Source organism: Actinokineospora cianjurensis (assembly GCF_003663795.1).
Taxonomy (GTDB): domain Bacteria; phylum Actinomycetota; class Actinomycetes; order Mycobacteriales; family Pseudonocardiaceae; genus Actinokineospora; species Actinokineospora terrae.
Genome location: NZ_RCDD01000002.1, coordinates 1 through 21,918 on the forward strand (window position 1 = coordinate 1; position 21,918 = coordinate 21,918).

The 21,918-nt window shown below is 70.1% G+C and carries 19 protein-coding genes; 13 read left to right on the plus strand and 6 right to left on the minus strand.

What is annotated here, in order from left to right:
- The first annotated feature begins 178 nt into the window (after positions 1–178).
- Together CLV68_RS14705 and CLV68_RS14710 are read left to right on the plus strand one after the other, a co-directional pair.
- Complete coding sequence (locus CLV68_RS14705; RefSeq protein WP_121391208.1) at positions 179–826, plus strand: NsdA family TPR-like regulatory protein; 648 nt, start codon at positions 179–181, stop codon at positions 824–826.
- Between the two features lie 613 nt (positions 827–1,439).
- Entirely contained in the window at positions 1,440–3,251 is a 1,812-nt protein-coding gene (locus tag CLV68_RS14710) for a leucine-rich repeat domain-containing protein (RefSeq protein ID WP_170224374.1), read from the plus strand.
- Positions 3,252–3,609: 358 nt separating this feature from the next.
- Here CLV68_RS14710 and CLV68_RS14720 read toward each other — a convergent pair whose 3' ends face one another.
- On the minus strand, positions 3,610–4,272 hold the full coding sequence (locus tag CLV68_RS14720) for a Type 1 glutamine amidotransferase-like domain-containing protein (protein ID WP_121392282.1): 663 nt from the start codon (positions 4,270–4,272) through the stop codon (positions 3,610–3,612).
- Between the two features lie 253 nt (positions 4,273–4,525).
- Between CLV68_RS14720 and CLV68_RS14725 the strand changes: the two genes are divergently transcribed.
- From CLV68_RS14725 to CLV68_RS14735, 3 genes are all read left to right on the plus strand, one after another.
- Positions 4,526–5,350, plus strand: coding sequence for a hypothetical protein (locus CLV68_RS14725; protein WP_147459995.1), 825 nt, complete (start codon positions 4,526–4,528; stop codon positions 5,348–5,350).
- A gap of 261 nt (positions 5,351–5,611) precedes the next feature.
- Positions 5,612–6,844 carry an SNIPE associated domain-containing protein gene (locus tag CLV68_RS14730; RefSeq protein ID WP_211346554.1) on the plus strand — a complete coding sequence of 411 codons (1,233 nt, stop codon included), beginning with the start codon at positions 5,612–5,614 and terminating at the stop codon, positions 6,842–6,844.
- Between the two features lie 116 nt (positions 6,845–6,960).
- Positions 6,961–7,356: a hypothetical protein gene (locus tag CLV68_RS14735; RefSeq protein WP_121391212.1), complete on the plus strand. Its 396-nt coding sequence runs from the start codon at positions 6,961–6,963 to the stop codon at positions 7,354–7,356.
- Here CLV68_RS14735 and CLV68_RS14740 read toward each other — a convergent pair whose 3' ends face one another.
- On the minus strand, positions 7,357–8,988 hold the full coding sequence (locus CLV68_RS14740; RefSeq protein WP_121392283.1) for an amidohydrolase: 1,632 nt from the start codon (positions 8,986–8,988) through the stop codon (positions 7,357–7,359).
- A gap of 129 nt (positions 8,989–9,117) precedes the next feature.
- Here CLV68_RS14740 and CLV68_RS14745 point away from each other — a divergent pair, with 129 nt between their 5' ends.
- Positions 9,118–10,662 carry a flavin-containing monooxygenase gene (locus CLV68_RS14745; RefSeq protein WP_121391213.1) on the plus strand — a complete coding sequence of 515 codons (1,545 nt, stop codon included), beginning with the start codon at positions 9,118–9,120 and terminating at the stop codon, positions 10,660–10,662.
- On the opposite strand, the gene CLV68_RS14750 is transcribed toward CLV68_RS14745, so the two are convergent.
- Positions 10,604–10,984, minus strand: a complete 381-nt coding sequence (locus CLV68_RS14750; RefSeq protein ID WP_121391214.1) for an MmcQ/YjbR family DNA-binding protein — start codon at positions 10,982–10,984, stop codon at positions 10,604–10,606. The genes CLV68_RS14745 and CLV68_RS14750 overlap by 59 nt on opposite strands.
- Positions 10,985–10,994: 10 nt before the next feature.
- Entirely contained in the window at positions 10,995–11,669 is a 675-nt protein-coding gene (locus CLV68_RS14755; protein ID WP_121392284.1) for a TetR/AcrR family transcriptional regulator, read from the minus strand.
- A gap of 68 nt (positions 11,670–11,737) precedes the next feature.
- On the opposite strand from CLV68_RS14755, the gene CLV68_RS14760 reads away from it, so the two are divergent.
- From CLV68_RS14760 to CLV68_RS14785, 6 genes are all read left to right on the plus strand, one after another.
- Entirely contained in the window at positions 11,738–12,709 is a 972-nt protein-coding gene (locus tag CLV68_RS14760) for an NAD(P)-dependent alcohol dehydrogenase (protein ID WP_121391215.1), read from the plus strand.
- 487 nt (positions 12,710–13,196) lie between these two features.
- On the plus strand, positions 13,197–13,547 hold the full coding sequence (locus CLV68_RS14765) for an ArsR/SmtB family transcription factor (protein WP_121391216.1): 351 nt from the start codon (positions 13,197–13,199) through the stop codon (positions 13,545–13,547).
- Between the two features lie 2 nt (positions 13,548–13,549).
- On the plus strand, positions 13,550–14,038 hold the full coding sequence (locus CLV68_RS14770; protein WP_121391217.1) for an SRPBCC family protein: 489 nt from the start codon (positions 13,550–13,552) through the stop codon (positions 14,036–14,038).
- Between the two features lie 242 nt (positions 14,039–14,280).
- Complete coding sequence (locus CLV68_RS14775; RefSeq protein WP_121391218.1) at positions 14,281–15,126, plus strand: hypothetical protein; 846 nt, start codon at positions 14,281–14,283, stop codon at positions 15,124–15,126.
- Between the two features lie 40 nt (positions 15,127–15,166).
- A complete protein-coding gene (locus CLV68_RS14780; protein ID WP_147459996.1) occupies positions 15,167–15,754 on the plus strand; it encodes a hypothetical protein in 588 nt (195 codons plus the stop codon).
- Between the two features lie 94 nt (positions 15,755–15,848).
- Complete coding sequence (locus tag CLV68_RS14785; protein WP_121391220.1) at positions 15,849–16,730, plus strand: DNA-3-methyladenine glycosylase family protein; 882 nt, start codon at positions 15,849–15,851, stop codon at positions 16,728–16,730.
- Here CLV68_RS14785 and CLV68_RS14790 read toward each other — a convergent pair.
- Entirely contained in the window at positions 16,709–18,127 is a 1,419-nt protein-coding gene (locus CLV68_RS14790; protein ID WP_121391221.1) for a PepSY-associated TM helix domain-containing protein, read from the minus strand. The genes CLV68_RS14785 and CLV68_RS14790 overlap by 22 nt on opposite strands.
- A 260-nt stretch (positions 18,128–18,387) precedes the next feature.
- On the opposite strand from CLV68_RS14790, the gene CLV68_RS14795 reads away from it, so the two are divergent.
- Complete coding sequence (locus CLV68_RS14795; protein WP_121391222.1) at positions 18,388–20,865, plus strand: collagenase; 2,478 nt, start codon at positions 18,388–18,390, stop codon at positions 20,863–20,865.
- A gap of 30 nt (positions 20,866–20,895) precedes the next feature.
- On the opposite strand, the gene CLV68_RS14800 is transcribed toward CLV68_RS14795, so the two are convergent.
- Complete coding sequence (locus CLV68_RS14800) at positions 20,896–21,846, minus strand: LysR family transcriptional regulator (protein WP_121391223.1); 951 nt, start codon at positions 21,844–21,846, stop codon at positions 20,896–20,898.
- Between the last annotated feature and the right edge of the window lie 72 nt (positions 21,847–21,918).

Below are 21,918 nucleotides of genomic sequence, written 5' to 3' on the forward strand. Positions count from 1 at the left end.
CGTCTCCCGCTCATCAAAACCCAACACCACACGACACACCACCGAAACGATCCCCGATCACTCGACCACGAAGATCATCCCACACCCGGCGCATCGACCCCTTGAGGTCAAGGAGGGCATTGAAAACGACGCGGGAGGCGTTCGCGTCGGTGCCGGAGAGGTCGCCGCGATCCGCGCGATGACCACGGCCCTGGGGTACACCGCGTCGGAACTGGGGGGCGCGCACGCGCGTCACCTGGTCGTTCGCTACCTGGTCGATGACCTCGGGCGGTGGTTGGACGGGCCCTACAACGAGGCCGTCGGGCGCGAGTTGGTCACCGCGACCGCCGATCTTGGCGAGCCGAAAGCGCGGGCCTACTACGCCACGGCTCACGCGCGCACGGCAGCAGCAGACAGCGACTTCGCGGCTGCTCGCGCCCGACTGTCGGTGGCCGAGAAGGCCATGGACCTCGCGGTGGACACGCCTGGCATCAGTTGGGCCGGTCACTACAGTCCAGGGCGGTGGGCTCACGAGGCGGCACTGGTCCATGCCCGCATGGGAGACATGCGCGCCGCCGAGGAACACATCGAGCACGCGCTCTCGCTCGGCCTCGACCGCCGCCGCACCCGCGCCATGGTCTTGGCCGACCTGGGCAATATCCGATTCCGCCGCGAGGACGTCGACGGCGCTGTGGACGCGTGGACTGAGTTCGTGGGTCTCGCCGAAGGCGTGCACTCGACACGGATCGACCGCAGTGCTGCGGACATCGCTGTGCGGTTGGGCTCGGTCGCGGGGAAACCGGCTGCTCGCGTCCGCGAACTACTCGCCCAACGCAGCCAGATCTGATCCGAGCACTTCGCCGAGCCAGACCAGGGCGCGGAGGCCACCGATGGAAGAATCTGGAAGGGCTGCGCGAGGAGTTCGGGCTTGATCTGCGGCAGGTCAACGTCGCCGTCGGCTCTCGCGTGCTCGTGCCCGGCTTGTCCCGGGCGATGACCACACTGCCCAGCTCGGTCGGTGTTGTGTGGTCATCGCTGGTACCCAGCGTCAACGCCGGGCCAACCACGACGCCTCGACCGAGATCGGCATGGTCATGGATGCCAGCCTGCGTTACACCCCAGGGTACCGGTGGGCGCCTGCTCGGCGGCGGAGAGTCCTGAGTGGATGACCATTAGTCCACAGTGGACTGTCGATATACACTGCTCTCGTGGACGACTACGGCATTGACCGGATTCTCGCCGGACCACCGAGCAAGATCGCGTTTCGGGCGCTCTGTGCCGCGGTGGATCGTGCGGGCAGCGCGCCGGAACTGATTGCCAGGTGTGACCAGGGACTTGCCGCGTGGCCGGATTCGGTGCGCGAGGCTCCGTGGTCGTGGTATGCGATGGCCACATTAGGGCACTCCAAGGCGACTTGGCCGCTTGTTCGCTCACTGGACATCCGTACGCAACGGTGCCAGATGCTCGACCCGCCCTTCCCGGACCCGCGTGTGCAGCCGGAAGTGCGCCAGGTGACCTCCATCGTGGCCGGGTGGTCTCCCACGCGCAGGAGTTCGCTCACCGCCATCACCGACTCCTTGGCGCACTGGCCGGACCTGCGCGCCGTCGGCGTCGAGTTCCTCAGCGAACACGACAACGAGCAGGTTGCCCGGTTCGCCGACCACGAGGCGGCGACCCGGCTCGAGTCGTTGAGCCTGCTCGACCTCGGCGACTCGCTCCTGCACTCCGGCCTGCCCACGTTCCGGCCGCCCGCCTGCCGACTGTGGCGGTTGCGGCACGTGGCTGTGTCCGGGGCCGACCTGGCGTACCTGCTGCGGTCGGGGCTCGTGCCCGACCTGCGGTCCGCCGACGTCCTGGTGCGTGACCTCGACGAAGCCCGGGAGTTGGCCGCCCGCCCGGAACTCGCCCGGCTCGAGCGGCTCGGGATCGGGTTCCGCTGCGGGTGGAACGGCGAGTCACCCCTGTTGGAGCCGTTCGCGGGCAACGTCATCGAGCAGGACGACGACGCCTGCGCGGCGTTCTTCGCCGCCGCCGACCTGTCCGGCCTGCGTGAACTCGTCGTGCGCGGTGTCGAACTCGTACTCGGCCGCATGGGCCTGGGCGCCCGCGGGGTCGAGGCCATCGTCGCCAGCGGCGTCCTCGGCAGGGTGACCGCGTTGACCCTCGAACTGCTGCCCATCCACGACCCGACCATCGCACTGGTGGTCGGGGCACTCGATCACCAGCGAGTGGAAAGCCTGACGCTGGCCGACCTCGTGGCCACGGACCGGACCGCCGCCGCGTTCGCCGCCGCGGGTGCGTTCCCCAGGCTCCGCCACCTCGACCTGAGCCGCAACAACCTCGACGCGCCGGGGGCCGCCTTGCTGGCGACCGAGGCCGACCTGCCGGTCCTGGAGCACCTCGACCTCAGCGGACGCGGTGTGGTCGGGAGCTACTACGGCAACTCCGTGCAGCCAATCGGTGACGAGGGCATGAGCGCCTGGGCGAACTCCCGCAACATCCGGAACCTGACCACGTTGAAGGTCTCGTTGTGCGGACTGGGTGTGGAGGGGATCACGGCGCTGTTGACCTCCACCACGTTAACGGCCCTCACCACGCTCAACATCGCAGGTAACCTGTGCAGCGGATGGCCTGCCGCCCTGCGCGACGCTCCGGTCTGGCGCACGCTGCGCACCCTCGACCTCACCGGGACCGGCTTCGAGGAAGAAGAGATCAGCACCCTCATACTGACCACTGAAGCCCCCGAACTCCGCAGCGTCCTACTGGACTACAACAGCGTGGGATCCGGTGCGGCGCTCGCCCAGTGGCCACTGCTGCCCCAACTGTGGGAGCTGTCCCTGCACGACACGGCCATCGACGACGACGGGCTCAGGGCGCTCGCCGTCTCCGGAGCCGCGCGGTCACTGCTCGAACTCGACCTGGAACAGGACTGCTCGAACCGGAGCGCACGCCACACCCCGTTACCCCCAGAGGTCATCGAGCGCTCGGCGTTCCCCAGCCTCGACACGATCTTCCTCGGCATCGTCGACGAATACCACGGCGCCCGCTACCGCAGCGGCTTCACAACAGCCATCCGCGAGCGGCTCACCACGGATCCCACCACTCGACCCGAACTCCTGGCCTACCTAGCCCACCTCGACATGGAAGAACTGAACGACGACGCGGAATGGGAGACGAAACCACCCGAGACCGACCCGCGCGCTCAGCGCCTGACCAACCACCGGATGGGGATCGAGCGGGCCCGCGAGTTCATCCGCCACCTGCACACGTAAGCCTTGCGGCTTTTCCGCCCGCGCGGGCCGGGCTGGCGCAACCTGGCCTACTGACAGGGGCCGCCGAGGTGCACAGCCGTGGTACGGGTGGACTGAGGCAGTGGTGGGTTGAGCAGGAGGAACCTGGCCGCGTCGCGGGCCTGCGGTGTGGGGCGCAGTTCGGGGCGGTACGCCTCCAGGCGTGCGGCCAGGTCCGCCTGGTCACGTGGTGGGCGCCGACTGATCCCCGACTACGTCCGCTGCTTCCGCTGACCACGCACCCAGTGCGCCGATCGCCTTCCACAGCGTCCGACCCTCTTGACTGCCTGCCGAAGTCAACGACGCCCCCGCTGGACGCTCGGCGTGCCGGTGAGTCCGGTCAGCGTTCGAACCTCGTCCAGCGGCCCTCGGAGATCACCTCGACGGTGCCGTCGACGACGGTGATCGCTGTTTGTTCGTCGATGGCGTAGGCGGGGACGTCGAGGTCGGCGGCCCAGCGCTGGGCGTCGGTCATGGTGTTGGTGGGGAAGGCGTCCAGGTGCGGGAAGATGGCGAAGTCGACGAGACCCAGGGTGCGGTCGTCGGGTGCGGACGGCCACTCGACGAAGTAGTCGCCGATGCGCGGGGTGAGGACCATGCTGCCTGCGCTGACGCCGACCCAGACGGTGTCGGTCAGCGAGGGCAGCAGGTCGGCCAGTCCTGATTCGCGGATCCAGTGGTGCAGGTAGGTCGCGTCGCCGCCGTCGACCAGCAGCACGTCCGCTTCGCGGACCCAGGGGACCCATCGCTGTGCGCCGATGGTGCCCAGGGCGGTCAGTTCGAGGACGCCGAGCGAGGCCCAGCCCAGTCCGGTGAAGTGCCGCCAGGTGGGTTCGGCGGCGATGGCCCCGCGGACCGACCGCGGCCCGCACTGGGGGTGCCCCCACTGGGCGGTCGGGACGCAGAGGGCGTGGCACTCGGCGATCGGCTTGCCGAGGAGGTCGACGAGTGCCGCGTGGATGCTCGGGTTCGTCACGCCCCCCGAGGTGAGCAACAGCTTCACGAGTACCTCCTGGCCGCGGTGGCACGGCACCGACGAGTTCGTCCACCTGGTCCTCAACCCGCGGTCGGGCCTGTGTGGACCCGCAGAGTCTCTCATCCCCGCCTGCGTCTTCGAATGGTCCACCTTTGCCGACAGAGCCAACTTCGAATCGGTCCGCGTCGCGGGACCTGCCAACTTCGGCTCAACACCTGCGCATTGCGGCCTCTCGAGCGCCTTGTCACCGCGCGACTCCGGACAGTCGCGGATGTCCCCGATGATTCCATGGCAGTTCCGGGCGGAAATGGCTCACCAGGCGGCTGTCGCAGAGAAGAACCGGCAGCGCGCCCAGGCCGCGGCCGGGCGCGAGCAGGCCCGCCGCCAGCGCGAGGCCGAGCGCCTTCAGCGCGGGCTCGAACGGGTCCGCCGGCGTGAGTCCGCCATAGAAGCCCGCCAATCCCGTCTCGCCGCCGACCGAGCCCGGTACGACGAAGAGTGCGCGCAGCGGCAGCGCGAGGTCGAGACGTCCAACGCCGACCTCGACGCACTGATCCGCGACCTGGAGCGCGGTACCCCGGAAGCGGTCGAGGAGTACCTCGGCATCGTCTTCGGCAACTCCGTCTACCCGGCCGAGTGGCCGTGGCCGCCCGCGTACACCTACGACGCCGACACCCAAGAGCTGTCGATCCAGCTCCAGTTCCCCGTGCCGAGCGACCTGCCGACCGTGCGGGCGTACAAGTACGTCCGCACGGAGGACCAGATCACCACGGCCACGCAGACGCAGAAGGAGCAGAAGGACCGCTACGCCGCGCTGGTCAACAACATGACCCTGCGCACGCTGCACGAGGTCTGGGAGGCCGATCGCGGCCACAAGGTCACCAGCATCTCCCTGGTCGGCTCCGTCGCCCACATCGCCCCGGCCACCGGCAAGGACACCATCACCGCGCTGGTCGCCGTCGCAGTCGACCGGGCCACGTTCGAAGACATCGACTTGCGGCGGGTCGCACCCGTCGAGACCCTGCGCCACCTCGGCGCGGTCGTGTCGAAGAACCCGCACGCGCTCACGCCGATCAAGCTCGCTCCCGGCATCCAGGCCCACTGAACCCATCCACGGAGCACGCCCACGATGCGAGGATTCCGCTTCAACGCCCCGCCGGGGTGGCCCGCGCCGCCACCCGGCTGGGTCCCACCCGAAGGCTGGACGCCGGAGCCCAGCTGGCCACCGGCTCCCTCGGGGTGGGCGTTCTGGGTGGCTGACGAAGCGTTGGCGCAACCTGCTGCCCCCACGGCAGTTGCTGCCCCGCCCGAACTCGCGCCTGATGGCGCCACCTCGACTCCTCCGGCTGCGGAGCGAGTGGAGTCAGTGACCCCGTCGCCAGTTGCGGCGAGCACCACCGCCGAGCCGGTCGACGCACCAGCGTCCGACACCACACCGCCGCCGGTCAGGGTGCGCGAACTCGAGGCCGAGGTCGACGCGCTGCGCAGGCAGCTGGCCGAGGCGAACAGTCGGGCGGTCCAGCACAGCCCCAGTGGCGATGATGATTTCGTCGAGCTCGACGACGCGCGGCTGCTGCAGCAGGTGGGCATCTACCACTACCACCACCCGCTGGAGAACGCGGAGCTGTACCGGGAGCGGCTGGCCGAGCTGCGCGAGCAGGTCAAGGAACTCGTCAAGGCGGGTAAGGCCATCCAAGCCGCCGACCGCTTCTCCTACAACAACTCCTTGGCCGCCGGTCGACGGATGACCGCCGACTTCTCCAAACTCATGCTCCGGGCCTACAACGCCGAGGCGGACAACTGCGTCCGTTCGTTGCGCGCGGGCGCACTGGCCGCGGCCACGAAGCGGCTGGAAACGGCGGCGGCGACCATCGCCCGGCTCGGCAAGATGATGGAGATGCGGGTCTCGCCGGAGTACCACGCCCTGCGCGTCACCGAGCTGGAGCTGACCGCGGATTACCGGTTCAAGCAACAGGAGGAGCGCGAGGCCGGCCGGGAGGAGCGTGAGCGCCTTCGCGAAGAGCGCAAGGCCGAGCAGGAGTTGGCCGCCCAGCGGGAGAAGCTGGACAAGGAGCGCGCGCACTACCTGAACACCCTCGCCGCCCTGCGCGCGCAGGGCACCGCGTCCGAGGTGGCCGACATCGAGAGGCGGCTGGCCGAGATCGATGCCGCCATCGAACAGAACGACTTCCGCGCAGCCAACATCCGCGCCGGTTACGTCTACGTGATCAGCAACGTCGGCGCGTTCGGCAAGCACGTGGTGAAGATCGGTATGACCCGGCGGCTGGAGCCGCTGGACCGGATCCGGGAGCTGGGCGGCGCGTCGGTGCCGTTTCCGTTCGACGTCCACGCCCTGTACTTCTCCGACGACGCGGTCACCTTGGAGAACGATCTGCACAACGCGTTCGCGCTCCGCAGGCTCAACCACGCCAACCCTCGGCGGGAGTTCTTCTTCGCCACCCCGCGGGAGGTGCGGGACGTCCTCGCCGAGAAGGTCGGCAACCTCCTGGAGTACGCGGCCAACCCCGAGGCCGAGCAGTACTACCAGAGCCTGTCGCGCTGGCCGGAGGGCGCGCGCGGCGAGCCCGCCAACGGCTGATCTGCGTTGACCGCGCTCAGGAAGCGCACAGGCAACGCATAGCGGGCTCATCTGGTTCGGCAGGCGGCGCGGTCGACTCTCCTGGGTGTCAGCCCGAGTCGAGAGGAATCACCACCATGTCGCAGACGCCGGATCAGCAGTCCGAGCAGACCGCCCCTGTTGCCGAGGCCGTTCAGGGGCCTGAGCAGCAGATGCCCACCTTCGCGGCGCCGCAGGTGTCGACCGGCAAGGGCAAGTGGCGGGTTGGGCGGGCGGTGGTGGCCGCTGTTGCCGCGGGGATGTTGGTTGTCGGGGGTGCGGCGGGGTTTGCCCTCGGGCACGGGGCTGCCGACCACGGGCCTGGGATGTCGGCCTCGCACCAGGAGCGCGGGGATGACCAGGGCCAGCGGCAGGACCAGCGATCCGGTCAGCGGTCCGAGGCGAACGGGGACACCCCGCCCGGTGCGACGGATGGTGGGGAGAACCGGCGTCGTCCGCAGGGTGATCGCCAGGGCGACGCCAGCGGTGGCTGACTAGCGCTGGAAGACCTGGCGGCCCGCGAACCAGGTCTCGGTGACCGTGGTGGTGGCTACCTCGGCGATGGGGCGGGTGAAGGGGTCGCGGTCTAGGACGATGAAGTCCGCGGACTTGCCCGGGGTAAGAGAGCCGGTCACGTCGTCCACGCCCATGGCCCGGGCGCCGGAGAGGGTGAACGCCTCGATGGCCTCGCCCAGGGAGATGGCCTGTTCCGCCCACAGGGAGCCGCCGAAGATGCCGTTGGGGTCTTGGCGGGTCACCAGGCCCTGGATGCCCTCCCAGGCGTTGGGGGACTCGCTCACCGGCCAGTCGGAGCCGCCCGCGACCAGGGCGCCGGTGTCGAGCAGTGAGCGGTTGGGCTGCATCCGGGACGCGCGCTCGGCGGGGAGCACGTTGGCGATCGCGGTCGGGATGACGCCAGGGACCCACAGGAACGGCGAGATGTCGGCCGAGACCCCCAGCTCCGCGAATCGCACCAGGTCGTCCGCGTGCACGAACTGCCCGTGCGCGACCTGGTACTTCGCCGAGTCGTACCCCTCGGCGCGCAACGTTGCGACAGCGTCGAGTGTCGCCCGCACGGCGGCGTCACCGGTGCAATGGATCTTCGCGGACAGCCCGGCCTGGGCAGCGGTGCGCAGCCAGCCCTCCAGTTCCGCGGGGGGCATGGTCGTTGCGCCGTGGAAGCAGGCGCCGTGCACCTCGTCCGGGAGGTAGGGCTCCAGGAACGCGGCGGTGCGGGTCGGCGGGACACCGTCGAGGAAGATCTTCACGAAGTCGGGGCGGTGGTGCTCGGTGCGGTAGCGGGAGCCGAGTTCGATCAGCGGCAGCCCGATCGGGTCGAACCCGAAGATCGGGTCGTTGATCAACAGCGACGACACGACCCACGCGTCGAGCTGCCCGGCCTCGTCCAGCGACTTCAGCGCGCCGAGGATGTCCACCGACACCCCGGCGTCCTGGAACGCGGTGATCCCGTAGGAGTGCAGGATCTCGATGGCGTGCCGCGACGCGCGCGCGTGCTGCTCGGCGGTCAACGTCCGGGTGTCGCGCATTGCGTGCTCGACGAGCACCCCGGCGGCCTCCAACAGCACCCCGGTCGGCTCACCGGTCGACGGGTCGCGGACGATCACCCCGCCCGCCGGGTCGGCCGTCGCCGCCGTCACCCCGGCCAGCTCCAGCGCCCGGCTGCTCACCCACCGGTTGTGCCTGCTGTCGTCCGACAACGACACCGGGCGCCCGCCCGCGGCCTCGTCCAAGGCCCGCCGCGCCGACTCCCGCGACAGCGTCTCCACCAGCGTCGACGCCCACGCCCCGCCGACCACCCACTCGTCCGGCTCCAGTCCCCGCGACCAGCGGCGGACCGCGTCCAGGATGGCCTCGAACCCCAGGTCGCCGCCGAAGGTCAGCTCGAACAGCTCGGCGCGCCCGGCCAGGGCGTGGTGGTTGTGCACGTCGACCAGGCCCGGCATCACGAACGCGCCGCCCAGGTCCCTGACCTCGGTGTCCGGTCCGCGCTCGACGTCGTCGTAACCCACCACGCGGCCGCCCGCGATGGCCAGCGAGGTCGCCCTCGGCCGGTCGGCGTCCACCGTGTGGACGGTGGCGTTGGTGAGGATCAGGTCAGCGGCCAAGGTGCGCACTCCTGGTGGACAGCGGTCGGGGTCCCGCCAGTGTTCGGGCACCGCGACCCGCGCAGAACGCCCCCGTGCGTCCTCGTGCGGCCGCGGACAACAAGGGTGCGCTCAGGACCAAGGCCCCGCATGTCCACACTGGACTTGATTGGCCTGCGGCGGCCGGTGCGGGCAAGCTACACCGCCGTGGAGCACCTGGATGTGGTGGTCGTCGGCGCTGGGCTGTCGGGGATCGGGATGGCGTGTCACCTGCGGACCAAGCGCCCGGGGACGACGTTCACCCTGCTGGAGGCGCGGGACGAGACCGGCGGCACGTGGAGCTTGTTCCGCTACCCCGGCGTGCGGTCGGACTCGGACATGCACACCCTGGGGTACCGGTTCCGGCCGTGGGCGCGCGCGGAGACGATGCCCGGGGGAGCGGAGATCCTGGACTACCTGCGCGAGACCGCCCGCGAGTACCGGGTGCTCGACGAGGTCCGGCTGCGGCACCGACTGGTCGCGGCGAACTGGGACTCCGAGCGGGCGCGGTGGGAGCTTCGGATCGACCACGACGGCACCGAGGTCGCGCTGACCTGCTCGTTCCTGCTCATGTGCGGCGGCTACTACCGCAATGACGGCGGCTTCCAGCCCGACCTGCCTGGGATCGCCGATTTCGGCGGCCAGGTCGTGCACCCGCAGGCGTGGCCAGAGGACCTCGACTACTCGGGCAAGCGCGTGGTGGTGCTCGGCAGCGGCGCGACCGCGGTGACGCTGGTGCCCGCGCTGGCCCGCGACGCCGCGCACGTGACGATGGTGCAGCGCTCGCCCAGCTACGTCCTGTCCTTGCCGTCGGCGGACACGCTCGCGCCCAGGCTGGCCCGACTGCTGCCCGGCGGGTTGGGCCACCGGGTGATCCGGTGGCGCAACATCGCCACGGCGATGGCGTTCTACCAGCTCAGCCAGCGCCGCCCCGAGCTCGTGCGGCGGATGCTGCGCAAGGCGGCCGTGGCCGCGCTGCCCGCGGGCTACCCGGTCGACGAGCACTTCGCCCCGCGCTACGGACCGTGGGACCAGCGGATGTGCATGGTCCCGGACGGCGATTTCTTCACGGCGCTGAGCTCGGGCCGGGCCACCGTGGCGACCGACACGATCGCCGGGTTCGACCACGGCGCCGTGCGGCTGACCTCGGGCGACGTCGTCCCCGCCGACATCCTGGTCACCGCGACCGGGTTCAACCTGGGCCTGTTCGGCGGGGCCGAGCTGTCGGTCGACGGCAGGCCGGTGCGCACCGCCGACACCATGACGTACCTGGGTATGATGCTGGCCGGCGTGCCGAACATGGTCTACGTGCTCGGCTACACCAACGCCACGTGGACGCTGAAGCTCGACTTCGTCGCCGGCTACCTCGACCGGCTGCTGCGGCACATGTCCCACCACGCCTACGACGTCGCCACCCCGTCAGCGCCGCCGCCCGAGGTCACCGAGGAGCCGTTCGTGAACCTGACCGCGGGCTACGTACAGCGCGGGTTGGCCGAACTGCCCAGGCAGGGTTCACGGCTGCCGTGGCGGCCGACCATGAACTACGTGCTGGACACCCTCACGCTGCGCCGCACGCCGATCACCCGGGAGATGACCTTCAGCCGCGCCGCGACGCCGGATCGGCAGCCGCTGCCACCAGGTCCTCGGGCGCGGTGAGCCGCCACGCCTCGAACACCAGCTCGGTCAGCTCGTCGCGGTCGATCCCGGTGAGCTGGACCACGACCCACCCGAACCCGCCCGAGGTGAACTGGACCTCGAACACCTCCGGCCGCTCGGCCACCAGGGCCAATTGCTCGGACAAGGTCTGCTTGAGCCCCACTGTCTGCGTGTGCGGCCAGTGGTAACCGAACTTGCGGCCGCTCACGCTGAACGAGCTGTAGGTCGATCCTTCCGCCCTTGTCACCTCCGCTAACGCGCCCACGATCTGGAAGAACTCGTCGCCCTGGACACCCAAGGTCTTCTTACGCCGCCCAGCCATCCCCACTCCCTCACTCGCGGGCGGGAGTATAGGCAGCCGCACCGACAGCCAGGGCTCTCTCAAGACCGTCGAGGATCAGGTCCAGGCCGTAGGTGAACTCCTGGGCGTAGTTGTAGTCATGGTCCTCCAGGTAGCGCGCGGTCAACTCGGCCAGGTACGGATACCTGTCGGTAGGGAACTGGGCGAGGATCGCCTGGGCCAACTCGGTCGGCGCCTCCTCAGTGTCGAAGGGCAGGCTCTGCTCCTGCACGGCGAAGCCGTAGATGTAGGCATCTAGCACCGAGAACGCGTGCGCGGCGAGGGTCAAGGGGAACCCCGCGCGGCGTAAGACACCGAGGACGGCGTCGTGGTGGCGCACAGTCGCCTCGCCGGGTGTGGTGCGCGAGCCCATCAGCCTCAGTGCCCACGGGTGGCGACCCATGGCCGCGCGCGCGGAGAAGGCGCGGACCCGCATCGAGGTGCGCCAGTCGGTGTCGTCGAGGAGATCGATCTCGGCGAACACCAGGTCGGTCATGCCGTCGAGCAGTTGCTCCTTGTTGGCCACGTGGTGGTAGAGCGACATGGCTCTGACGTCGAGCGCGTCGCCGAGCTTGCGCATGGTCAGCGCCTCGATGCCCACCGCGTCCGCCAGTTCGACGCCCGCCGCGAGCACCTGGTCCCGGCTGAGTCTGGTCCGTTTCTCCACCACACTTGACACCTTACGTCGTAAGCCTCATTCTTACAACGTAAGTTTACAACGTAAGGGAGCTAGCCATGCGAGCGGTCGTCCAGGACGAGTACGGCGAGGCGCACGACGTCCTGCGCGTCGCCGAGATCGACCCGCCCACCATCGGCGCCGACGAGGTGCTGCTGCGGGTCCACGCGGCGGGAGTGGACCGCGGCGTCTGGCACCTCATGGCCGGGTTGCCGTACCCGGCGCGAATGGCCACCGGGCTGCGCAGACCGAAGACGCCGGTGCGCGGCCGGGAGGTCGCGGGCCGGGTCGAGTCGGTGGGCGCGGCGGTGACGAACGTGCGCCCGGGGGATGAGGTGTTCGGCATCTGCGAGGGCGCGTTCGCCGAGCTCGCCCCGGCCAAGGCCGCCAAGCTCGTCGCGCGCCCGGAGAACGTGACCCCGGTCCAGGCCGCAGCGACGACGGTGTCCGCACTGACCGCGTTGCGGGCGTTGCGGGACACCGCGAAGGTCCAGGAAGGGCAGAGCGTGCTGGTCATCGGCGCCTCGGGCGGCGTGGGCAGCTTCGCCGTGCAGATCGCCAAGGCGCGCGGCGCGCGCGTGACGGGCATGTGCGGCACCGGCAAGGTCGACCTGGTTCGCGAACTGGGCGCGGACGACGTCCTCGACCACACCAAGCAGGACATCACCGACGGCGGCCGCCACTACGACGTCATCGTCGACATGGGCGGCCACCGCACGGTCCGCCACCTCCGCCGCGCCCTCACCCCCCGCGGCTGCGTCGTGATCGTCGGCAGCGAGACCGGCGGCCGCGTCCTGGGCGGTTTCCAACGGGCTCTGTGGGCGCCGTTGATGTCCCCGTTCGTCAGCCAGCGCCTCACCTCGCTGGTCGCCTCGGAACGCCAGGCGGATCTCCAGGAACTCGCCGACCTGGCAGCCGCGGGCACCATCACCGCCGCCATCGACCGCACGTTCCCCTTGGAGCAGACGGCGGACGCCATCCAGTACATGCAGGACGGTCGGGTCCGCGGGAAGGTGGTGGTGACGATCTGATCGGTGGGTCGGTGATGCTTGCCGACCTGGGGGAGGCGGCTTTAGGTCTCGGCTGCGCCGTCGACGGTGGACGGCTCGCCTGCGGCATTGCGTCGGGGCGCGAGAAGGCGAAGAGCTCGATGCGGCGAACTTGTTTTGCGCGGGGCCCCTACGACACCCGGGCAGAACCACAAAGCAGGGGCCCAAGAGCAGGCCCTGCCACGGTGAGCGACGCTACGGGTGCCGCTCTCCCACACAAAACAAGTCCGCCCCATCGAGCAGGGTTGGCACCAGCGGATCCGAGGAGCGCGTGGTCGGCCAACGTTGTAAAGGGGCATGTTGGGGCCAACGATCGTGAGGGCCCGGCGGGGGCCAACGTCGCACAGTCTCGACCGGTTGGGGCCGGTGACTCCGAGGGGCGCGTGGTTGGCCAACGTCTGAGACGAGTGCGGCGGGGGAGGGGTTCGGGGGTTGCGCTTCGGTCGGGGGTCGCCTAACGTACAACCGTGTGGTTGTAGATCGGTTCGGCGACGCCGATGCGGACCGGGTGTTCCACGGGCTGGCGGACGCTACCCGGCGGGACATCGTGGAGCGGGTGCTGCGGGAGCCGCAGTCGGTCTCGGCGTTGGCCCGGCGGTACGCGATGAGCTTTGCCGCGGTGCAGAAGCACGTGGCGGTGCTCGAGCGGGCCGGACTGGTGACCAAGCAGCGGCGAGGGAGGGAGCAACTCGTGCGGGGAAACCCGGACATCCTGCGCACGGTGGCCAGGCTGCTCGAGTCCTACGAGCAGATCTGGCGGTACCGCGCCCGGGCCATCGAGGACATCCTGGCCGAAGACGACACTCCTGAGAGGACCTGACGATGACCGTGATCAGCACCAACAAGGACACCGAGGCGTTGACGTTGACCTTCGTCGCGGAGTTCGGCGCGCCCGTCAAGCGGGTGTGGCAGGTGTGGGAGGACCCGCGTCAGCTGGAGCGCTGGTGGGGTCCGCCGACCTGGCCCGCGACCTTCACCGAGCACGAGCTGACCGTCGGTGGCCGCTCCGCGTACTTCATGAGCGGCCCCGAGGGTGAGAAGGCGGGCGGCTGGTGGCGCGTGACCGCGGTCGACGCCCCGACCCGTCTCGAGTTCGAGGACGGCTTCGCCGACGACGACGGCAACCCCGTGGACACCATGCCCACCACCAACACCGTGATCACCCTCGAACCCACCGACACCGGCACCAGGATGACCTCGGTGACCCACTTCTCCTCGGTCGCCGAACTGGAGAAGCTCGCCGAGATGGGCATGGAAGAGGGCATGCGCCTGGCCATGGCCCAGATCGACACCATCCTCGCCGAGGTCTGACGCCTCACCCGCGCCCTTCCCGACACAGGGAGGGGCGCGGGTTTGCGCTGGGGATGGCGCAGGGCGGCCGCCGCGCGATGCCGTTCAGCGCAAGGTGTTGACCCTCGGTAGGGGGCCGGGGGTGGGTGGGGGTGAAACCAGCGCCACGACGGCGTGGTGGCGTTGTAGGACGCTGCCCATCCCGGGTGGCAGGCAGGACACTAATCCGCGCTTCGGATTCTCTACCCCACAGGAGATTCCGCATGTCGCGCGCGACCACCACAAGACGTGTCCTGGCGGCCGCTGCCGCCGTCACGATGGCCCTGGCCGCACTCACCGTCCCGGCCCAGGCCACCACCGTCCCCCTCGAATACGCCACCTGGGACCTCGGCGGCAATGCCCACCTCTGGAGCGAGGACACCGCGCTCGAGGCCGTCGCCGGGCGGCGCGCAGTCGTCGCCGTGCAGAACGCCGGGACGCTGCGGCAGGTCGACGAGACGATGCCGTTCAGCATCTGCTACCCGACCGTCCGCGGCGGCCACAACGGCCGCAAGTGCTACTGGAACTTCGCCTACAGCGGCCGCAACTACACCCGCGCCGTCTACTACATCGAGGTCACCCCCGGCGGATCGGACTCACTCGCCTTCGCCGTCGTCGAGAACTCCCACCACAACCTCCCCGCCGTCCCCGTGACCGGCTGGACCTACCTCGCCCCAGCCGACCCCACCAGCGGCGCGGGCCTGCTCCAACTGCTCGTCGGCACCAACATCGCCTACTACACAACAAGGGTGACCGCCCAACACCCCGCGACGGCCGTCGCCGACCGCCTCGCGACCGTCCGCGCCTCGGGCCGCCAGTGGGCACTGTTCGGCGGCTTCGCCCAGACCCCCTTGGCCTCCAGGGCGAGCATGCCCGCCCCGGAGGTCATGACAGGGCACGCCGGGGGATCGCCTCGTTCGTGTGAGAGCGGTCGTGGGTGGGGGCTGGGGCTGGTAGCAACGGGGGATGACTGGTTCTCAGTGGATCCGCAGAGCTGTGCCCGGGTTGTTGGCGCTATGTCTGGCGGCACCGGGGTCGGTGGCCGACGCCGCGCCACCACCCCGGGCTGAAGTCGCGGTCCTGGGGAGTTCGCCGATCACCGGGGCTGGGTTGGTCATCGACCTCGAGGGCGCGCTGGACCTCGGCGGCCAAGGCGTCAGTGCGGCCACGATCGGTGGGTCGGGGCACATCGACGACGACGTCAACTTCAAGGTGGCCAAGGGCAGCACGATCTCCTACGACCGCCAGATCCGCAGTGGTCGCGCCCTGCTGCTCGGTGGTCTCCGGCTGGCCAAGGGCACCGAGACGCTGCTCGTGTCCGGTATGTCCGCCGACCTCAAGTCCGGCGTCATCACCGCCAAGGTCGGCCTCCGCCCGGGCATCCGCCTCGGCACCATCACCGCACCGGCGACCGCCCGCGCCACCAAGCCCGTCGGCTCGACCACGATCACCCTCGACCTCGCCACCAGCGGCGTCACCCTCGACCCGGCCTTCGCCGCCGCCATCGACGACACCCTGGGCACCGCCCTGCCCACCAACCCCGTCCCCAGGACCACCCTCACCATCGACATCGACCTGATCCGCGGCCACAGCCCCAACCCGGACCTGCTCACCGCCCTCGGCCTCGACTCCTCCCTCGACCTCGCCGACCTGCTCGCGTTCCGCCTCGACACGACCGTGGACCTCGGGTCGTCCTGACCTCCGCCGACGCCTGCCAGGGCACTCGCCTGGCAGGCGCGCGCGAGTGTCGGTGGTCCGGGGCATCCTGGGGCATCGACGTCCCGGAGGAACCATGACCAACGCCGTGCGCACCACACTGCCCGCCGCCGCGCCGTTCGACTTCGCCGCGAGCCTGCGGTTCATCCGCGGCTTCCCGGCCATGGTCGGCGAGCAGGGCGCCCAGGCGGACGTGCTGACCAAGGCCCTGCGGGAGAACGGGGTCGTCGTCGGCGCCCGTCTCAGTGCCGCCGACGGCGGGCTGGCGTGCGAGCTCGAGTCAGCGGACCCCATCACCGATGAGACGGTCGCCGCGGTGGCCGCTCGCCTCACCTTCCACCTCGGTCTCGACGACGACCTCACCGAGTTCTACGCCCTCGCCGCCGAGGACCCGCCGTTCGCCCGCGTCGTCGAGCGCCTGCACGGCTACCACCAGGTCAAGTTCCCGTCGCCGCTGGAGATGCTCTGCTGGGCGGTCCTGTGCCAGCGGGTCCCGATGCCGGTGGCCCGAAAGATGAAGCTCGCCCTCGTCGAGCACTTCCCGAACACGATCACCCTCGACGGCTCGCCGCTGTCCGCCTTCCCCGACCTCGACCAACTGCTCTTGCTCGACGAGCCCACCCTGCACGCCCTCATCGGCAACGCGCGCAAGGCGAGCTACCTGCACCGGGGCTTGCGCGAGTGGGCGGACATCGACGAGACCTACCTGCGCACCGGCGACTACGACCAGGTCCGGGACCGTCTCCTCGGCCTGCCCGGCGTCGGTCCCTGGTCGGCCACCTTCATCCTCATCCGGGGCCTGGGCCGCATGGAGCGCATGGCCCCCGACAAGGAAGGGCTCCGCGCCGCCGCAAAGGTCTACGGCCGACCGGTCAGCGAGGCGGAGTTCACCGCGCTCGCCGACCGGTACGGCGCCCACCAGGGCTACTGGGGCCACTACCTCCGCGTCGCCGGTTGAGTCGTCCTGTCGCGACGGAGGCCGACGAGTAGATCCACCACCAGGAAGGCGAGCAGGCTCACGCCCAGCACGGGCAGCGCCCAGCAGACGGCGATCAGCAGCAGGGGAGCGGGGACGATCGCCCACAACGGGAGTTGCCGCCAGGCGCCGCGGGTGGGTGGGGTGCCGAACGAGGTCCGGCGGTCGGCGCGGGTGGGGCGGCGTTGCCACCACATCCGGTAGCCGAGGACGGCGAGGGTGAGGATCGCCGCGGCCAAGAGCAACAGGGCGATCTGGTTGGCGAGACCGAAGAGGACGCCCATATGGGCCTGGATGCCGAGGGACGACAGCTTGGCCAGGAACGGGCGGTCGGACCAGTCGGCGCGGGCGGTGATGGTGGCGGTGGCCGGGTCCAGGGCGATCTTGTCCAGGCGGATGGGCCAGGTGTTGTCCGCCTGGGCGGCTGTCCAGGCCGAGCCCGGCGCCGCGGCGACGGTGATGTCGAGGGGGCCGTCCAGACCCGCCGTCCGCGCTGAGGTGAGAACGCGGTCGAAGGTCGCCGGGTCGACGGCCGTCGCCTGACCCGACCCGCCGTGGCCGGCGTGCTCTGACGGTGCCGGGGACGCGCCGCCGGATAACGCCGTGTCCAGCGAGGGCGCCTTGGCATTGAGCGCGGTAAGAGCGGCCGCGAAGTTCTCCCCCGCGTAGGTGGACCAGGTCAGGCCGGTGGCTGACAGGAACAACGCGCCTACGAGCGTCCACACACCGAGGCTCGCGTGCCACGACCGGGTCCGACGCACCCCCTTGGCGCCACCCTCCGGCAGGACCACCGAGCGGACGCGACGACGAGCAGTGCGCTGGCGGGCCAGCCACAGCACCACCCCGCCCAACGCGATCACCCACAGCCAACTCGCCGCCATCTCCGAGTACAGCGCGCCCGTCTCGCCGAGGTGCAGGTCCCGGTGCAGCTGGTCGAGCCAGGTCACGGCCGGTGTCGCCCCCGCCCAGGTGGTCAGCTGACCCTGCACGCGCGCGGTGTACGGGTCGACGAACACCGCCTTCGAGTAGTCCTCGGGTAGCCCCGGCGCCGCGAACACCACCCTCGTCGCCAGGTCCGGGTCCTCGGCCACCGAGACCGAGGTGACCGAGCCCTCCGGCAGCGCGGCCTGGGCGGCGGTGACCTGCTCGGCCAGCGGCCGGGGCGTGCCCGTCGCGGCGGGCACGGTGAGGACGTCGCCGTAGAGCACGGAGTCGATCTGCGGCGCCAGCGAGTACAGCAGGCCCGTCGCGGCCGCCACGATCAGGAACGGCGCGACGAAGACGCCCGCGTAGAAGTGCAACCGGCGCAGCAGCGGCACGACCGACCACCGGTCGGCCACCTTGGGCTGGCGCACATCGTCAAGGGGTGGAGCGGACATCAAGCACCTCGTGCGGGGTAAGGGTGGGAACTGACGCAGTGGTCGCGCGCCGGACCCGTTTGGTTCCCGGGGTGCCGAACAACTCACGGCACTCTCGACGACCGAGATGCTCGACCACCCGCACCGGATCCATAGCCCGCCCCTATAGACGAGTGACATGACCACGTCCGTTCTCGCTGTGTGAGTCTGCTTGAGCAGGCGGTTCCCTGCGTATTCCGCCGAGTGGCCGCACAGCGGCCGTGCCGAGAAACGGAAAACCCATGTCCCTTTCGCGTGTCCGAAAAACCGGGCCGCTGGTATTGCTCATCAGCGCCCTCACCCTGTTAGCCGCCGTTATCACCCCGCTCGCCTCCGGGCAGTCCGCGCCCGCCCAGCGCGGGACCCTGCCGCCGTCCGCGGGGGCTGTCGAGGAAGCAGACCACATCGCCCGGGAGCGGATCCCGGTCGCGGAAAGAGCTCCCGCGTCGAAGACCCAACAGCGGCGCGACTACGACGCACAACCCCGTGCCGCACTGGCCGCGTGTGACACCAGCGGCTTCACCAGCCGCACCGGTTGGGCTTTGGTCGACTTCATCCGTTCCTCCACAACGGACTGCGTCAACAGCCTTTTCTCCCTCACCGGAACCGACGCCACCCGCGCCTTCCGTGAAGACCAGATGACCTACGTCGCCTACGGCCTGCGCGACAACGGATCCACCTACCCCGGCAACAACACGACCGGCACAGCACAGCTCGTCCTCTACCTCCGGGCTGGCTACTACGTCCAGTGGTACAACCCGGATGTCGTCGGACCGTACGGATCGGCGATGCGCAGTGCCATCCGGTCCGGTTTGGACAGCTTCTTCGCCAACTCGCGCGCGTTCACGGTCAGCGACGCCAACGGGGAGAGCCTGTCCGAGGCGGTCACGCTGATCGACAGCGCCCAGGAGAACGCCCGCTACCTGTTCGTGGTCAAGCGCCTCCTCGACGGCTACAACACCACCTACGACTCGTCCTGGCACATGCTCAACGCCGTCAACAACGTCTACACCGTCCTGTTCCGCGGCCACCAGGTCCCGGAGTTTGTCACCGCGATCACCGCCGACCCCAGCGTGCTGGAGACCCTGCGGGCCTTCGCGATCCGCAACCTGGGCCTGCTCGCGGGTGACCGCGCCTACCTGACCTCCAACGCCGGGCGGGAACTGGGCCGCTTCTTGCAGCACCCGGCGCTCCTGGCCACGGCCCGGCCGAAGGCGAAGGCCCTGACCGACGTGTCCTCGATCCGGGGGACGACAGCGCCGCTGTGGGTCGGTGTCGCCGAGATGGTCGACGGCTACGACAAGGCCAACTGCGCCTACTACGGCGCCTGTGACCTGCAGAACCGGCTCCAGGCCGAGGTACTGCCGATCAACCACACCTGCGCCGCGACCCTGCGGATCCGTGCCCAGGAGATGACCGCCGCCGAGCTGTCCCAGACCTGCGCGAGCCTGCTCAACCAGGACGCGTACTTCCACCGCGTGGTCAGCGATCCCGGCCCGGTCACCGGTGACCGCAACACCGCGCTGGAGGTCGTGGTCTACAACTCCAGCACCGACTACCAGACGTACGCGGGCGTGATGTGGGGCATCGACACCAACAACGGTGGTATGTACCTCGAAGGCAATCCCTCGGCGACCGGGAACCAGGCCCGGTTCATCGCCTACGAGGCGGAGTGGCTGCGGCCGAGCTTCCAGATCTGGAACCTCAACCACGAGTACACGCATTACCTCGACGGCCGCTTCGACATGGCGGGTGATTTCACCTCGAACGTGACCACGCCGACGATCTGGTGGATCGAGGGCTTCGCCGAGTACGTCTCCTACCAGTACCGCAACGTGCCCTACGACGCCGCCATCGCCGAGGCGGGCAAGCGGACCCACGCGCTCAGCACGCTGTTCGACACCACCTACTCCCACGACACGACCCGGATCTACCGGTGGGGCTACCTCGCCGTCCGGTACATGATCCAGTCGCATCCCGCTGACGTGACCGCTGTCCTGGGCCACTACCGCGCCGGGAACTGGGCGGCGGCGCGCACGCTGCTCAAGACGACCATCGGCTCGCGCTATGACAACGACTGGTACACCTGGCTGTCGGCCTGCGCGGCGGGGAGCTGCGGAGGCGGCGGGACCACGAACCAGCCGCCGGTCGCGGACTTCACCAGCTCGACCAGCGGCCGCACGGTCACCTTCACCGACCGGTCCACCGACTCCGACGGCACGATCGCGTCCCGCCGCTGGGACTTCGGCGACGGAACGACCTCCACGGCGACCTCTCCGAGCCGCACTTACGCTGCCGACGGCTCTTACACCGTCCGCCTGACGGTCACCGATGACCGGGGTGCGACCGCGACCACGACCAAGGCGGTGACGGTCGGCTCCAGCGCACTGCCCGAGTGCACCGGGTCGGACACCAGGGTCCTGGGCAAGAACTGCCAGCGCTCCAACCGCTCGGCCATCGGTGGCAACTACGACTACTTCTACCTGTCCCTGCCGTCCGGCACCACGCAGCTGACCATCAACGCCTCGGGCGGCACGGGCAACTGCGACCTCTACGCCAGCACCAGCTCGTGGGCGACAACGGCGACCGCGACGCACAGGTCTACCGGCGCGAGCAACCAGGAAGCGATCACCGTGAGCAGCCCGCCCTCGGGCTACCTGTACATCAGTCTCAAGGGCGCGAACGACTGCGCGGGCGTGGTGGTGACGACCCGCTACTGACCCTTCTCCGCAGGGTGCCCGCCCCTCGGCTCAGGCCGGGGGGCGGGCTTCGCGGTGCTCCTGCCACCAGGTCCGGAACACCGGGCTGGCCATCGCCTGCTCCGAGTACGCGGCCACCACCTCGGCGTAGACCCGGTTCGCCTGCTCCCAACCGAGCCGCTGCCTGCGCCAGGCCAGCAGCAGCCGGATCCGCATCGGCTCACCCGCCAGCGGCCGCACGGCGATCCCCGGCCCTCCCTGGGAGGTGGGCTCCACCAGCTGCACGGCCCGCCCGGTGGCGATGAGCCGCCGCCCGCCGCCGCTGGGCACCTCGAACCGGACGTCCGGCGAGAACCCCGCCTGCCTGCACGCGGCCCGCAGCGCGGCCAGTGAGCCGTCGTCCGCGCCGGGCGGGCTGATCCACGCCTCGTCCGCGAGCCCGGCCAGCGGCACGTCGGCGGCCCCGGCCAGTGGGTGCTCGGCGGACAGCGCGACGTACACCGGCACCCACGGCACGATGATCCGCTGCCCGATGTCCCTTGGCAGCGGGATGTCGTGGTCCTCGGCGACCCCGAGCACGGCGACGTCGAGGTGCCCGAGGGTGAGCGAGCGGGCCAGCGCGGTGCTCGACGGCTCGATCTGCATGGACACCTCCGCCCCGGGCAACGACAACTCCAACCGCTCGAACAACGCGGCGACGCACTCCATGTGCACCGTCCCGAACCGGATCGGCCCGCCTGCGCCCTGAGCGGTCTCGGTGCCGAACGCGTCCAGCTCCGCGAGCACGACCCTCGCCCGGCGCACCAGGTCCTCGCCCAGCTCGGTCGGCACCACCCCGGCCCGACTGCGCTCGAACAACCGCCCGCCGACCGTCCGCTCCACCCGCTGCAACAACGTCGACAACGACGGCTGCGAGATCCCCAACCGCGCCGCACCCTGGGACAGGCTCCCCGCCTCGGCGATCGTGCAGACCGCCCGCAAGTGCCGGATCTCCAGGTCCATGGCGGAACAGCCTATCCCCGCGGCCCACCGCCCGGAACCCCGCGCGAGCCGCCCGTCCACAGTGGTCCGACA

Coding starts and splice junctions, on each gene's coding strand:
- CLV68_RS14705 (WP_121391208.1), top strand. CDS start 179: ATGACCACGGCCCTGGGGTACACCGCGTCGGAACTGGGGGGCGCGCAC.
- CLV68_RS14710 (WP_170224374.1), top strand. CDS start 1,440: ATGCTCGACCCGCCCTTCCCGGACCCGCGTGTGCAGCCGGAAGTGCGC.
- CLV68_RS14725 (WP_147459995.1), top strand. CDS start 4,526: ATGATTCCATGGCAGTTCCGGGCGGAAATGGCTCACCAGGCGGCTGTC.
- CLV68_RS14735 (WP_121391212.1), top strand. CDS start 6,961: ATGTCGCAGACGCCGGATCAGCAGTCCGAGCAGACCGCCCCTGTTGCC.
- CLV68_RS14745 (WP_121391213.1), top strand. CDS start 9,118: ATGTCCACACTGGACTTGATTGGCCTGCGGCGGCCGGTGCGGGCAAGC.
- CLV68_RS14750 (WP_121391214.1), bottom strand. CDS start 10,984: ATGGCTGGGCGGCGTAAGAAGACCTTGGGTGTCCAGGGCGACGAGTTC.
- CLV68_RS14760 (WP_121391215.1), top strand. CDS start 11,738: ATGCGAGCGGTCGTCCAGGACGAGTACGGCGAGGCGCACGACGTCCTG.
- CLV68_RS14770 (WP_121391217.1), top strand. CDS start 13,550: ATGACCGTGATCAGCACCAACAAGGACACCGAGGCGTTGACGTTGACC.
- CLV68_RS14775 (WP_121391218.1), top strand. CDS start 14,281: ATGTCGCGCGCGACCACCACAAGACGTGTCCTGGCGGCCGCTGCCGCC.
- CLV68_RS14785 (WP_121391220.1), top strand. CDS start 15,849: ATGACCAACGCCGTGCGCACCACACTGCCCGCCGCCGCGCCGTTCGAC.
- CLV68_RS14790 (WP_121391221.1), bottom strand. CDS start 18,127: ATGTCCGCTCCACCCCTTGACGATGTGCGCCAGCCCAAGGTGGCCGAC.
- CLV68_RS14795 (WP_121391222.1), top strand. CDS start 18,388: ATGTCCCTTTCGCGTGTCCGAAAAACCGGGCCGCTGGTATTGCTCATC.
- CLV68_RS14800 (WP_121391223.1), bottom strand. CDS start 21,846: ATGGACCTGGAGATCCGGCACTTGCGGGCGGTCTGCACGATCGCCGAG.